12 protein-coding genes are annotated in these 13410 nt (G+C 71.1%); 6 read left to right on the top strand and 6 right to left on the bottom strand.

Features of this window, described 5'->3' with window-relative positions:
- The 4 genes from ACWD3D_RS03215 to ACWD3D_RS03200 all read left to right on the top strand — a co-directional run.
- On the top strand, positions 1-2819 hold a 2819-nt coding region (locus ACWD3D_RS03215), incomplete at its 5' end, for an ATP-binding protein (RefSeq protein WP_451459195.1).
- Complete coding sequence (locus ACWD3D_RS03210; protein WP_451459194.1) at positions 2816-3691, top strand: S8 family serine peptidase; 876 nt, start codon at positions 2816-2818, stop codon at positions 3689-3691. The genes ACWD3D_RS03215 and ACWD3D_RS03210, both read left to right, overlap by 4 nt.
- A 13-nt stretch (positions 3692-3704) precedes the next feature.
- Complete coding sequence (locus tag ACWD3D_RS03205; protein ID WP_451459197.1) at positions 3705-4232, top strand: GAF domain-containing protein; 528 nt, start codon at positions 3705-3707, stop codon at positions 4230-4232.
- A complete protein-coding gene (locus tag ACWD3D_RS03200; RefSeq protein WP_451459193.1) occupies positions 4225-5223 on the top strand; it encodes a hypothetical protein in 999 nt (332 codons plus the stop codon). Before ACWD3D_RS03205 ends, ACWD3D_RS03200 begins: the two co-directional genes overlap by 8 nt.
- 156 nt (positions 5224-5379) lie before the next feature.
- Here the strand turns inward: ACWD3D_RS03200 and ACWD3D_RS03195 are convergent, their stop codons facing one another.
- The 6 genes from ACWD3D_RS03195 to ACWD3D_RS03170 all read right to left on the bottom strand — a co-directional run bounded on the left by ACWD3D_RS03195 (position 5380) and on the right by ACWD3D_RS03170 (position 10830).
- Positions 5380-5598, bottom strand: a complete 219-nt coding sequence (locus tag ACWD3D_RS03195) for a hypothetical protein (protein WP_451459192.1) — start codon at positions 5596-5598, stop codon at positions 5380-5382.
- 480 nt (positions 5599-6078) lie between these two features.
- On the bottom strand, positions 6079-6456 hold the full coding sequence (locus ACWD3D_RS03190) for a hypothetical protein (RefSeq protein WP_451459191.1): 378 nt from the start codon (positions 6454-6456) through the stop codon (positions 6079-6081).
- A gap of 395 nt (positions 6457-6851) precedes the next feature.
- Entirely contained in the window at positions 6852-7196 is a 345-nt protein-coding gene (locus tag ACWD3D_RS03185; protein WP_451459190.1) for a hypothetical protein, read from the bottom strand.
- Positions 7197-7429: 233 nt separating this feature from the next.
- Positions 7430-7981, bottom strand: coding sequence for a TetR family transcriptional regulator (locus tag ACWD3D_RS03180; RefSeq protein WP_451459189.1), 552 nt, complete (start codon positions 7979-7981; stop codon positions 7430-7432).
- On the bottom strand, positions 7978-9495 hold the full coding sequence (locus ACWD3D_RS03175; RefSeq protein ID WP_451459188.1) for an MFS transporter: 1518 nt from the start codon (positions 9493-9495) through the stop codon (positions 7978-7980). The genes ACWD3D_RS03180 and ACWD3D_RS03175 overlap by 4 nt, the downstream gene beginning before the upstream one ends.
- A 1047-nt stretch (positions 9496-10542) precedes the next feature.
- Positions 10543-10830 carry a hypothetical protein gene (locus ACWD3D_RS03170; RefSeq protein WP_451459187.1) on the bottom strand — a complete coding sequence of 96 codons (288 nt, stop codon included), beginning with the start codon at positions 10828-10830 and terminating at the stop codon, positions 10543-10545.
- Between the two features lie 115 nt (positions 10831-10945).
- Here ACWD3D_RS03170 and ACWD3D_RS03165 point away from each other — a divergent pair, with 115 nt between their 5' ends.
- Together ACWD3D_RS03165 and ACWD3D_RS03160 are read left to right on the top strand one after the other, a co-directional pair.
- On the top strand, positions 10946-12295 hold the full coding sequence (locus tag ACWD3D_RS03165) for a DNA cytosine methyltransferase (protein WP_451459186.1): 1350 nt from the start codon (positions 10946-10948) through the stop codon (positions 12293-12295).
- Positions 12292-13089, top strand: coding sequence for a very short patch repair endonuclease (locus ACWD3D_RS03160; RefSeq protein ID WP_451459185.1), 798 nt, complete (start codon positions 12292-12294; stop codon positions 13087-13089). Before ACWD3D_RS03165 ends, ACWD3D_RS03160 begins: the two co-directional genes overlap by 4 nt.
- The last annotated feature ends 321 nt before the right edge of the window (positions 13090-13410 follow it).

Below are 13410 nucleotides of genomic sequence, written 5' to 3'. Positions count from 1 at the left end.
CAACGAAGCCCAGCTCGCCCCCCGGAGCCGGTGCGCCCGGAGCCGGTGCGCCCGGAGCCGGTGCGCCCGGAGCCGGTGTGTCCGGTGCGGGGGTGCCGCTGGACACCCACTGCGGGATCGCTTCGGGAGAGGCCGTGGTGGCGGGGGTACTCGGCGGCGCGGCCAGGGTGGTCGGGGACGTCGTGCACACCGCCGCCCGCCTCCAGTCGCACGCCGGGCCGCACGAGATCCTCATCGGCGAGGAGACGGCCCGCCTGGTCGGCGGACGGGTACGTCTGGAGACCGTCGCACCGCTGCGGGTGAGGGGCAAGCGCGAACCGGTCGCCGCCCGGCGGGTCCTGTCCCTCCTCGACGCGGCGAGCCGGGAGGACCTGGTCCCGCTCGTCGGGCGCGACGCCGAACTACGGCTCCTGCTGGACGAGTTCGCGGAGATCCGGGTCGAGCGCCGCAGCCTGCCCGTCACGGTCGCCGGTCCCCCGGGCATCGGCAAGTCGCGCCTGGTGCGGGAGTTCCTGGGCCGCGCCGGGGAGGGGGCCGTCGTCCTGAGGGCCGGCTGCCAGCCGTACGGTGCCGGACTCGCCCACCGCCCGCTGACCGAGGCGGTCTGGTCGCTGCCCGGCGGCTGGGAGGAGGCGCAAGGTGCGCTGGAGACGCTGCGCCCGAGCGCGGACCGCGCCGTCACCGCCCTCGCTGTCGCCCTGGGTATCCGCACCGAGAGCGGGCTCCCGGTGAGCGTCGACGAGATCGGGTGGGCGTTCCGGCGGCTCCTGGAGGCCCTGGGCCGCCACGCCCCGGTGATCCTGGTCCTGGAGGACTTCCAGTGGGCGCAGCCGACGCTCGCCGACATGGTCGCCGATTTCTGCAAAGCCGCCCGGGACACCCCGCTGCTGGTCGTCCGCGTGACGCGCGCCGAGACGGGCGCGGTGCCGGACGGGGACCTCGCCCTGCGGCTCGACGCGCTGCCGCCGGCGCAGACCGAGCGGCTGGTGGGACTGCTCGCGGACCGGGCGGAGGTCGCGGCGCAGGAGGCGGTCGCCACCGAGGACGACCTGGCCCGGGTCGTGCGGGAGTGCGACGGCAACCCGCTGTTCGCCGAACTGCTCCTGGAGAACCTGGCCGGCCACCGGGCCGTGGACCAGGGCGTCCCCACGTCGATCCGGGTCCTGTTGACGGCCTGGCTGGACCGGCTGCCGGCTGCCGACCGGGCCGTGCTGGAACGAGCGGCGGGGGTGGGTGGGGCGTTCACCACCGAGGACGTGCGCGCGCTCGCCGCGGACGAGCCGTCGCTGGCGGGCGGAGTCCTCGACGAGGCCCTGGCCAGGCTGCTGCGCTCCCGGGTGATACAGCTGTACGGCCCGCCCGGCACGTACCGGTTCACCCGCGCGCTGGCCCGCGACACGTTGTACGAGATGACCTCCAAGGCCCGGCGCGCGGCCTGGCACACCGTGCTCGCGGACCGGCTCGAAGGCAGTCCGCCGGGTCCGGCCCTGGAGGGCGACCTCGCCCACCGCCTGGAGTCCGCGTGCCGCCTGATGTCCGAGGCCGATCCGGGCGATCCCGGGCTGCCCGCACTGACCGGGCGTGCGGCCCGCGCCCTGGTGGCCACCGGGTACCGGGCGCTGCACCGCCGGGACCTGCCCGCCGCCGTCTCGCTGATGGAGCGCGGGCGCGGTCTCACTCCGTACGGCGACCCCCAGCACCGGGTGCTCGCCGCCCGCATCACCGACGCGTATGCCGCGCTGGGCCGTTGGGACAGCGCCCGGCAGGCCGTGGCGGAGGCGGAGCGCCGGAATGGGGACGATGCCCCGACCCGGGACACCTGCGCCATCCTGCGACAGCTGATCGCGCTGCGCTCGGGCGGAGCGGAGCCCGCCGGGGCCCCGTACGCCCCTGGTGCCGGGCATGCCGTGCCCGGTCCGGCGGACGACCTGAGCTGGTGCAGGCTGCACCAGCTGTCCTCGCTGCGGAGTTTCGCCGAGGGCCGGGTCGGCGCGGCGGAGGGCTCGATGCGTGACGCTCTCTCGCGGGCGCGCGGGCTCGGCGACACGTACGAGGGGAACCGCATCCTCGCGTCGATCTGTGAGCTGACGCAGTGGTCGCCGACCCCGCTCACCCAGGCCATCGACCTCTGCGAGGAGCTGGTCCGGCGGTTCGACGGCGACCGGAGCCTGCTCGTGCCGGTCCTGCTGACCAGGGCCCGGCACCTGGCCCTGTCGGACCGGGTGGACGCGGCCCGCGAGGACATCGCGCTGGCCCGCAGGCACTGCGACGACCTGGCACTGACCCTCGGAACGCTCGCGGCCGGCCAGACGGCGGGGTTCGTCGAGTCCCTCGCCGGGGCGCACCTGCCGGCCGCCGGCCACTACACGGCCGCGGCGGACGGACTCGCCGCTCTGGGGCAGACCCGGACGGCGGCCACCCTGCGCCTGTACGCGGCCCGGGAGCGGTTCTGTGCCGGGGACGACTTCGGTCCGGACGCGGCCGGGCTCGCCGGGCCGCCCCCCGACCGGCCGGAGGAGACCCGTACCCGGGCCGTCCGGCTGGCGCTGCGCGCGCGGGTCCGGGCGCGGGCCGGATGGTACGGGGACGCGGTGGGGGACGCCGAGCGGGCGACCGCCACCCTGGACGGCATCGACGACCCCTGTCTCATCGGTGACGTCTGGTTCGAGGCGGCCCGGGTGCTGGACGCCGCCGGTGAGCCGGAGCGCGCCCGGTATGCCGCCGGGCGGGCGCTGGACGCCCTGACGGCGAAGGAGGCCGTGCTCCCCGCCCGGGCGGTACGGGCGTGGAGAGCGGCGGGACCGGAGGGCGACCGATGAGCGATCCACCCTGGAGACGGCCGGCGCGGCCCTACACGCCGGGCGTGCCGGCCTGGGGCGTGACGAGGGCGCAGGCGAGCGAGAGGTTCGCGTCCATCCCCTTGGACTCGGTCTCCCCCCAGTGGGCGTGGGGCGGAGGGGACGGTTCCGGGGTCCGGGTGTGCGTCGTGGACAGCGGGGTCGAGGGCGGCCACCCGATGGTCGGCCCGGTCGACCTCGCCGTGACGGCCGTCACGACCGAGGACGGCGAGGTGGAGATGGTGCCGTGCGAGCCCACCGACCGCGCCGGACACGGCACCGCCTGCGCCGGGGTGATCCGGTCCGTCGCACCGGGGGTCTCACTCTCGTCGGTCCAGGTGCTGACCGACGGCAAGACGGGCAGCGGCCCGGCGCTCATCGCCGGGCTCTCCTGGGCCATCGAGCAGAACTTCGACGTCATCAACCTGAGCCTGGCGACGACCCGGCCGGCCCTGACCGCGCAGCTCCACGAGCTCGTCGACCGGGCCTACTTCCGCCGGTGCGCGCTCGTCGTCTCCGCGCACAACCGGCCGGTGCCCAGCTATCCCTGGTCGTTCTCCTCGGTGATCTCCGTCGCGAGCCACGACGAGGACGACCCGATGACGTACTACTACAACCCCGCGCCTCCCGTGGAGTTCCACGCGCGCGGTGTGCGCGTCCCCGTGGCGTGGCCCGGTGGCGGCACCATCCGCTCGACCGGCAACAGCTTCGCCGCACCGCACATCTCGGGCCTGTGCGCGCTGATTCTCGGCAAGCACCCCTGGCTCACGCCGTTCCAGCTCAAGACGGTGCTGTTCCTCTGCGCCGCGAACACCACCGGTCGACTTGGAGGTGCACATGACGAAACCCGTTGACGCCGCGACGCCCGTGGAGCGCCGCCTGCTGCAGTCCATCGTCGAAGTCTCGCGCCACGCCTTCGGCGCCGCGGCTTCCTCCATCTTCCTCATCGATCCGGAGAACGGTGACCTGGTCTTCGAGGCCGTGGCCGGTGAGGGCGACGGCCAACTCGTCGGTACGCGTTTCCCGGCGGGGACCGGTATCGCGGGCTGGGTCGCCTCGTCCGGTCAGTCGATGCTCGTCGACGACATGCGCGAGTCGCGGCACTTCTCGGGCGAGGCCGCCGCTTCCACCGGGTACGTGCCCGACAGCATCATGGCCGCACCGCTGTTCGGCGGCGACGACGAGTGCGTGGGCGTGCTGGAGGTACTGGACCGGGACGCCGGCGGCACACGGGAGATGGCGGACGTCGAACTCCTCGGGCTGCTCGCCGACCAGGCCGCCATCGGGCTCGAACTGCTCACCCGGCTGCGCGCCGCCGAGCCGAGCAACCGTTCCGACAAGGCCCTGCGGCTCCTGGAGATGGCGGAATCGCTACTGGCCCCCACCCATGGCTGAACGATGCGTCCTGCTCCTCACCCGACGCGACGACGGGGAGGCCACCGAGGCATCCGCCCTGCTGCGCCGCATCGGGGTGCCCGTGCACCGGCTCGACGCGGACGGCCTGGCGGACGTCCGGGCCGTCCACGGGCCGGACGGTGTACTGACCCTGGACGGACACCGGTTCGCCCCGACGGTGACCTGGCTGCGCCACTACTCCCTGCGGGCCGCGCCGGACGAGCTGCCGGCCGGTCCGGCCGGCGGGCGGATGGTGTACCGGGACGCGTGGACCGCCCTGGCCCAGCAGTTGACCGTTGCCTCCCCGGCCACCATCGGCGCCGCCGATCCGGGGCAGTTGGTGCAGCGGGCCCGGGCTCTGGCGCTCGGTGTGCGCGTCCCGCGCGGGCTGGTCACCACCCACCCGGCGGACGCGGCGGGGCTGCTCCCGGCCCAGCGGTACGTGCTCAAGGTCCTCGACCGGCATTACGTGGAGCCGGAACCGGGCCGGCTCGACTGGTATCTGCCGCGCGTCCTGGACCGGGACCGGCTCGCCGGCCTGCCCGGCCTGCCCCGGGGCACGCCGGTGATGCTCCAGGAGTACGTCGAGCACGACGCCGAGTACCGGGTCTACCTCACCGGGGACGAGCTGCACGCCTTCGAGGTGGCCAAGGAGCACCCCGAGGACATCTGGACCCGCCCGGACGAGGTGGTGGTACGTCAGGTCCGGCCCCCGGCCGCCGTGGCGTCGGCGGCACGCGCCATCGCCCGGGAGACCGGTGCCGTCTTCGGGGCGTTCGACTTCCTCCGGGACCGGGACGGCGGCGAGCCGGTCTTCCTGGAGATGAACGCGCACGGCGACTGGCACTGGTTCGAGCGCAAGGCCGGCGTCGACGTGGTGACCCGGGCCGTGGTGCGGACCGTACGGGACCTGCACCGGGCCGCCGTCGGTGACGCGCGCCCGGCACCGGTCAGCCTGCTCGCCTTCCTCGGCGCGGGCCGCGACGGGTGAGCCGGCGGCCCCTGGACTCGAACGATCTTTCCCGATCGCGAGATCGACGGAGCTCCGGGGCATCACGGCGGGCGTCACCGCGGACCGGGGATCACGTGCCCCGAATGCTCGGCCGCCCCACCACCGGCCCGGTGGTGGGCGCGGCAAGAGGTGCGCTCACCGCTCGGCGAGTCGGTAGGTGGCGCTCTTCTGGGCGATCTTCACGATGACGCCTGCCGCGGCAAGGCGGCGGAGGGCTTCACGGGCTCGCTTCTCCTGCTGCCGCTGGTCGCCGTCACCGTGCCCGGCGTCGCGGAGCGCGGTCACGGCGCGGCGGGTGTCCCAGGTGCCGCCGAGGGCCCGGACGGTCTTCTCCAGGATCTGCGCGATGGTCATGGTCGTGGTCCCTCCTGCTCGGCGCGGTGACCGAGGCCGACTTGTTCCTCGCAGCCGCACCAGCACGCGCCCGCGGACGGAGCTTCTTCTCCGTCATGGGTCGAGCAGCCCAACCCTCCCATGAACCACAGGGGTTCAACCCGAGAATCACGCCCAAGAGCCACCTCCAAGATCCACTTTGCACCGGGGACGTCAACTGCCCACGCCGGTCGGCCCTTTGAGCCATGAGCACCGAAGCCAGACCACACGAAGTCGGGCGGCCGGCAACACGCCGGGCAGACCGCGACGTTCATCGGGCGACGCACCCCGGCCGGGATGCGCGGAGACGGCCGTGCACCCGACTCCAGGTCGGGCACACGGCCGCCGAGGCCCTCTCTGCCGCCCGCCAGCCACCCCCGTACCAGCCGAACCCGCCGTTGCCGGCGGCGACGGCCGCGGTGCGGTCGTACGCCACCGCAGGCCGGCTCCACCGCAGGAGGTTCAGCAGGTCGCGCTGTACGAGATCCGGATCCCGGTGACGCTGAAGGCGTTGGCGAACAGGGTCGAGTTGTTCGGCGGGAGGCAGATCGAGGTGCCGTCCTGGAGCCGCAGGTACACGACGTCGTCGTTCCGGGTGTTCACCACCCCGTAGTGCGGCCTGGGCGTCACGGCCTGATAGCCACTGGTGACGTCCTTGAACATCGAGATCGGCGTACCCGCGAGCAGCGCGCTGTTGTTCAGGTAGAAGCAGACGTACGGATACGGGCAACCCGCTGTGGGCGCCTCCGCGTGAGCCGCGGACGCGCCGGTCACGGACATCCCCGCAACAGCCACGCCCACCCCCACGAAGCTCGCGAGCCTCCGGATGACGGGTTTCATCACACCTCCAGAAATCAACCAATCGTTCGACCCGCTGCGCCGGACGTCGACCGCGGCAGGACCGGGACGTGGTCCCGCAACGCGACGCGGGCGCACTGGTCACCAACTGGACTGCCACACGCAGCAGTTGTGGCATCCCGCTCACCTTCTGGACGTCGGAGGAGCCACGCCGGTTGCACCCCGCCCCGTGACCGAGCGCCCCCGGAGACGAACGTGCGGCAGCGGAGGCACGCACCCGGTGCCGTCCCGCCGACGGGCGAAAACGCGACCCGTCCGGCAGGAGCGGGATCGTCGCGAGGTGTTGGCCAGGACCGGCCACACGTTGCGGGACGGCTGGGTGGTCGCCGCTCCGCCTCCGGGGCACGGCACGGCCGACGGGCCCGACAGCCCCGGCCCTACGGCCCGGGTCGGGCCGACTCCTTCCTGCGGACGCGCACGACGAACTCGACCACGAGCGTCAGCACCACCAGCGCCAGACAGGACACGAACCCGAGCAGCCCGGACGCGATGACGAAGACCGGGCGCAGGTCCGTGCACGCCAAGGCCGAAGAGCAGCCGAGGGTGTGCGGGTCCGTCCGCGGGCCCATCGCGTCCTGGCCGATGACGGCGCAGACCACGGAGGCCGCGGCCGCGACGGACAGCCCGATCCACCGCAGGCGCCGGGTTCCCCACCAGGACGCGATCCACCCCAGGAGGATCACCGCAGGCAGAATGAGTACGCGGGTGAGAACTACGCCCATGTCGAACCTCTCCGCGACGTCGTGGTCCGGCCGGTCCGCCGCTGGGTGACGTGGTTGCCCGGGCCGATCTGGTTCACCGGCGGGTGTCGAACGGTCGCCGGGTCACCCACGCGGTCCCGACGACGACCACCGGGTCGCCGCCTGCGGGCAGCCCTCGGCCGAGGTGATCGTGCGGGTGGTGGCGGGGGTCTCGGGGGCGGCGGCCTCGGCGGCGCGCCTGTCGGCGAAGGTCCTCAAGAGCCCTGGCCGAGCATGTCCAGCACCAGGGGGACGAGTTCGTCCGGGTCGGCCCCGGCGAGTGCTCCCAGGGTGCCGCCGTGGCGGCACAGCACGATGCCCACGAACGCCGCCACGGCCAACTCCGCCCGCAATCGGGGCCGGTCCCGACCCTCGCGGGTGAAGCGCTCGCACAACGGGTCCACCAGACGCCACTGAAGCCGCTCCAAGGCGGCATCCCGGACGTTCGGCTCCTTCAACGGGTCGACCGCCGAACGGAAGATCGGCCCCGGACCGCGAAGATCCACACCGCTCACCAGCCCGCGGTTGCGCTCGGGTTCCAGCAGGTCGGCCGGCCGGGCCCCCGCACGGTCCAGGTCGAGCACCGCGAGGTAGAGCTGCGCCTTGCCTCCGAAGTAACGGGCGATCAAGGCCGGATCCACACCGGCGCGCTCACCGATCTCCCGCGTGGTGCTGCGGTCGAAGCCACGTTCGGCGAACAGGCCGGCAGCCGCCTCCAGGAGCAGCTGCCGACTGCGGGTGGCGTCCCGCCGTCTGCCCTCGCTCACCGGACGGGTCCGCCCGGTACCGCGGTCACACTGTCCTCGGCGCCTTCGGCGTCCGCGATGCTCTCTTCCATCAGCAGTTCCTCGTCAACGGTTCCGGCGCTCGCCCCGGACTCCCCTGCTCCGGCCCGCCCGGGCAGGACGATCGTAACGATCCCGGCGACCACCCAGATCGCACAGCCCAGCCAGGCGGCGGCCTGGTAGCCGCTGTCCGTCGGCAGGATCCGGCCCGGGGCGGTGTGCGCCTCCAGGACGACCGCGCTGACGACGCTGCCGGTGGTGTAACCGATGGTGCGCACCACCTGGTTGAAGCTGATGGCGCTGCCGGTCTCGTGCGCGGGGACGGCGTTGACGATCAGTCCGGGCATCACGGCGAAGGTGCAGCCGACGCCGAGTCCGGCGACGCCCATGATCAGGAACAGCTCCCACAGACTGCCCCGGGCGCAGAGGAACAACACCATCGACACCAGGGAGATCCCGCAGCCGATCGGCAGCACCGCCGCCGTGGACGTCCGCCGGACCAGCAGCGGCACCAGCTTGCTGGAGGCCACACTGGCGGCCGAGAAGGGCAGCAGCACCAGCCCGGTCACCAGCACCGACGTGCCGAAGCCGTAGCCGGTGGAGGCCGGGGTCTGAGCGAAGCGGGTGATCAGCGACATCATCATGTACATCGCCACACCCGCCACGAGACCGGCGACGTTCGCGGTCAGCACCGACCGGTTGCGCAGCGTCCGCAGGTCCACCAGAGGGTGGGCGGTGCGCAGTTCGTGGAATCCCCAGCCGGCCAGGAGCAGCAGCGCGAAGAGCACCAGGCCCAGCACCCGGGCCGAGGTCCAGCCCCAGACCTCTCCTTCGCTCAGCGCGAGCAGCAGCGAGGCCAGTCCGACGGCGAGCATGGCCGCACCGGGGGCGTCCAGGGGCCGCTTCTCCCGTCCGCCCGCCTGCGGTACGACCAGGGCGGCGGCCAGCAGGGCGAGGCCGCTGATGATGGCGCCGAACCAGAAGGCGGCGTGGACACCGATGGTCTGGGTGATCAGTCCGGTGAGTGGATAGCCGAGTCCGACGCCGGCCACGGTGGTGATGGAGAGCATCGCGACCGCGGAGCGCGACCGCCCTCCCGGCAAGGCGTCTCGCGCGGTGGCGATGGCCAACGGGACGAGGCCGAGGCCCACTCCCTGCATCCCGCGCCCGGTGACCAGGAAGCCGAAGCCGAGGGGAAGCGCGGCCAGCACGCTGCCGGCCACCACCGTCAGGAGGGCCCCCAGCACCACCCGCCGCCGGTGGGGGCCGTCGCCCATGCGCCCCATCACGGGGGTGGCTATGGAGCCGACGAGCAGGGTGACCGTGAGCGACCACTGGGCGTCGGACAGGGACACGTGGTCCACCTCGGCGATCGTCGGCACCAGCGGAGCCCCGAGGCTGCTGATCACCGCGACCACCGTGCCGATGAACACCAGTACCGGGACCAGGGCCCGTTGCCGCAGGTCGGCGGTCGTACCAGGGGCGTTCATCGGCATGCTCTCCCAAGATTGTCATCAAGCGATGTCTTCAGATGATGACATGCGTCGGGACGGGGAGGCCCGCCCGAACGCCTGGAAGGCCTGCACCGACGAATCCGCCTCGGCTGCGTCTTCCCGCCGGGACCGTGATCGGCGCGGGTGACAGCACGGCTCCGCGCCGGGGCGCCCGACCCGCCGCCCGTCACCCCTGAGGGCACCTGAGGGCACCTGAGGGCACCTGAGGCCAATGCGCCGGCTGAAGCGGATAGCAGCAGGGCAGCGGACGCGAGCGGCACGAGACGTACAAGATCGGCGCCGCCAAAGTCCATGTCCCCCGGCTGTGCACTCCGGGATCGCGGAGGGCACAGCCGAATCGATCAGCCGTCCGGGCCAACCGTCTCAACGTCACCGGACCGAGCGAAAAAGGGGAGCACGGAATGACCACGCACAAGGCAACAGCAGAGCGTCAGGGACGCTTCTGGGTCGTGAGCGTCGACGGCCTTCCAGAGGGAGAACAGAACGTCATACAGGACCTCACCTGAACCGAGGCCCACGAGAACGCGCGGGATCCGGTCAGTCTCGTTCTGGGCGTCGAGGACGATCCGGCCGCCTACACCGGCCTCGTCCCGGCAGACCCGGCAGACCCGGCAATGTTCGAGGTCGTACGGGAGGCCGAAGAAGCCGACGCCGCTGTACAGCAACGAACAAAAACGCCATGAGGAAGCCCGTAGCCGCCCGACAGGTATGACGCGCCGCCGCGGGAGCGCGCCACGGTGCCGCCTCGGACAACCGTCGCGAAGGACCGGCCGGACGCGCCCGAGACGCGCCGGCACGCCGCGACAGAAGGGCAGCACCGCACGGCGTGCTGCCGGTACCGCGTGGAAAGCGCCCCGGAAACACGAATCCCCAGGTCAGAACGATTCTGCCTGGGGACGCTGGGTGGGGCGGGTGGGACTCGAACCCTAAGCGTGACGCCTCTCACCTGCGACGATGCCAAAGTAACGGACATAGTCACCCGCTTCCGTCCGGCTGCATCCTCCTCGATCCGACTCGCACGGGGATCGGTTAGGCGTTCGCCACACACCTCTCGGGCCACCGGGAGTCTCGTCGGGTGCCGGGAGCGAGCCGAAACACGTCGAGGTAGCAGTCCTGCGTGCCGGCGGTGAACAAGTCGTCGTCCGTCAGCCCGCGGACCTCACCGACCACGGCGTGTGCGGGTTCCTGCCGGACGGCGGAGAAGGGGGTACCGGTGGCCTTTCCTCCAATCGCCAGGGTGAGGCTGAGCCAGGTGAAGATGTGGCCCGGGAAGAACTGGAGCTCCAGCTCCTTCTTCGGTGGTCCAGATCGGTGCACGTCGCCCATCCGTCAGAGCCACGTCCTCACAGGTTTCTTTTGACCAATCGGTAACAAGCGCCACTGCTCCGCGGTATGGTTTTCTCTGCGCTGAACTGCTAGGAGTGGATAGACTATGGAACGTACGTCGGTAGAACTCTTCGCGGGCGGCGGCGGGCTGGTTCAGGCCAGTACGAACACCGGGTTCCGGCACGTGCTGCTCAACGAGTTCGCCAAGAGGGCGTGCGAGACGCTTGAAGGGAACCGCTTCGACGCGTACCCCGAGGGCGTTGACTCCGAGGTGCTGGTCAAGGTGCTGCGTGAGATCGACAGGCAGAGGGCTACTGGAGTCGGGAGTGTGGGCCTCAACGAGAAGCCGCTCTACCCACCCCTGGTAACCGGTGACGTCCGCGAGCTGGACATGACGTTCCTCAAGGACCGCGAAGTCGATCTCCTGGCGGGAGGCCCTCCGTGCCAACCGTTCAGTCTTGGTGGGATCGCGAAGGGCGACGAGGATAAGCGGAACATGTTCCCGGAGATGTTCCGGGCCGTTCGCGAGATCCGCCCCAAGGCCGTTGTCTGCGAGAACGTCCGAGGACTTCTTCGCCCGTCCTTCAGGCCTTACTTCGAGTACATCAAGCGCGAGCTCACTCTGCCGTTCGTGCGGCGTCGAGAGGGCGTTTCGTGGCAGAAGCACGACCAAGCTTTGCACGATCGGATCAAGGCGAAGGACACCGATCCGGCGGAGACCTACGTGGTCACTCAACATGAGGTGAACGCGGCGGACTACGGAGTGCCGCAGATCCGTAACCGCGTCATCCTCCTTGCGTTTCGCGCCGACCTGGGCGTGGATCCTGATCTGGTCAAGCGTGCTGTCGCGCGTACCCACTCCCATGCGGCCCTCGCGCGAGCGATCCTCGACGGCCCCTACTGGAGCCGTCACGAGGCGGAGGGCGCCAAGATTCCGCAGCGGGTCATTGACCTGGTGAAGACGCGCTACAAGAACGAGCAGCTGACGTTCGAAAGCGGGGATGAGGAACTCCAGCCATGGCTCACCCTCCGGGACGCGGTACTGGGACTACCCAAGATCAACCCTCGCGCGCTGGACAAGACGACTGAGCAAGGTGGTTTCCCTGACCACATCGGGTGGCCCGGTGCGAGGATCTATCACGGGCACACCCCTAACGAACTCGACAGGCCGGCCAAGACCGTCAAGGCTGGAGTGCATGGAGTCCCTGGCGGCGAGTCGGTGATGCAGCTCGACAACCTGGTGCGCGACGAGAACACGGGCCTGATGCGCCCCGAGCACCGGTACATGACCGTGCGCGAGGCCGCCCGGGTCATGACGTTCGGCGACCAGTGGAGCATGGCTGGTCCGCGCGGTGAGCGGATGCGGCAGCTCGGCAACGCGGTTCCCGTGAAACTGGGCGAGGTCTTCACCCGCGCTGTCGCGAAGGCCCTCGACGACGCGGAGCGCCGTCCATGAAAGACGCCACCGCGTCCCGGCAGGAGGGCTGGAAGGACAAGCCGCCGCCCGAGAGTGCATGGCGAGGGCGTCAGGGACGTAGCAGGAAAACGATCACCGCGGAGCAAGATCGCGCTGCTGGGGGACGCGAGGAGCGCTACGTCAAGCGGAAGGACGGCGAATACGCGCTGGGCTCGATCACGTTGAGGGTGTTGCCCAGCACTCGCCGTATCCGAGCCTATCTCCGATGGTCGGAGGATGGCCGTTCGCCCGCTCTTTACGTCGGTGAGGTCGAACACCTGACGCGAGTGGCGAATCTCGAACAGGCATGGAAGATCGCCCAGGCCCGAGGCATGATCGAGAAGCGTGCCGTCCCCGAAAGGTCGTGGGCGTCTTCGTCCGCCACACGGTCGGTGATGCGCGCGAACCGCGGTCGCGACACGGCGCCTGAACTGCGGATCCGCTCGTTGCTGCACCAAGAGGGCCTGCGCTACCGCGTCTCCGCTCGACCGCTACCCGACGTGAGGCGAACCGCTGACCTGGTCTTCAGCCGAGCCCGCGTCGCCGTCTTCGTTGACGGGTGCTTCTGGCACGGCTGTCCCGACCACTGCCGACCCGCCCGGACGAACAGCGACTTCTGGCGCAGCAAGATCGAAGGGAATCGAGCAAGAGACGCCCAGACCGACCAGATCCTGGCGGACGCGGGATGGCGCGCCATCAGAATTTGGGAGCATGAGGATCCTGTGCGAGCGGCGCACCGGGTCGCCGCGGTCGTTCGCGGCTTTGCGATACAGAACGATCGCAGCGTCCCGTGACGCAAGAGGTCGTCGATCGCGTCTGCGGCGCGGCGGAGGACAATGCGACCGTCTCCATCACTGAACACCACCTAGCCCTCTCCCCGACGTTAAGGCTGACCTCGACCCGCAACCCAAACGCCAGTTCGACGCACCCATCGGACTCGACGGACACCTTGGTGGGCTCACGGATCACGGGATGAGGTCCCAAGAGCCGCCTACCGCCGCCACTAGACCTGCTGATCTGCGGTGCGGATTGCACTTGCGATGATCCTTCCGTCGCACCGCGAGACGCGCCCTCGTTCCCTCAAGTTGGTTCATTGGAAAGAAACTTGGCGCGCA

The sequence above is a fragment of the Streptomyces sp. NPDC002690 genome, assembly GCF_053592415.1.
This window is presented reverse-complemented; position numbering and strand designations above follow the sequence as displayed.